The sequence below is a fragment of the Gilvimarinus gilvus genome, from assembly GCF_030518155.1.
In the GTDB taxonomy this organism is placed as follows: domain Bacteria; phylum Pseudomonadota; class Gammaproteobacteria; order Pseudomonadales; family Cellvibrionaceae; genus Gilvimarinus; species Gilvimarinus gilvus.
This window is the reverse complement of record NZ_JAULRU010000204.1, coordinates 1-338: the sequence shown is the minus strand read 5'-3', so window position 1 is coordinate 338 and position 338 is coordinate 1. Positions and strand designations below refer to the sequence as shown.

Annotated in this window: 1 protein-coding gene; it reads right to left on the bottom strand. The window is 65.4% G+C overall.

Going from position 1 to position 338, the window contains the following annotated elements:
- Window positions 1–338: alpha/beta hydrolase-fold protein (locus tag QWI17_RS01645; protein WP_302720747.1), on the bottom strand; the 338-nt coding region annotated here is incomplete at both ends.

The window sequence follows — 338 nt, the reverse complement described above, 5'->3', positions numbered from 1 at the left end:
CGCTTCGATAACGGCCCGGGTTGCGCAGGGCGATGACCAGGGCGCCATGCCCGCCCATGGAATGGCCGCTGATGCTCCGCTCCGCCGTCACGGGAAAGTGGGCCTCGATCAGCGCCGGTAGTTCCTGCACCACGTAGTCATACATCCGATGATTCGCAGCCCAGGGTTCCTGCGTGGCGTTGACGTAGAAACCCGCCCCCTGTCCGAGGTCATAGGCGGGATCGTCGGCAACGCCTTCGCCGCGTGCGCTGGTATCGGGCGCGACGACGGCAATGCCATGTTCGGCTGCGTAGCGCTGGACGGCGGACTTGGTGATGAAGTTCTGCTCGGTGCAGGTG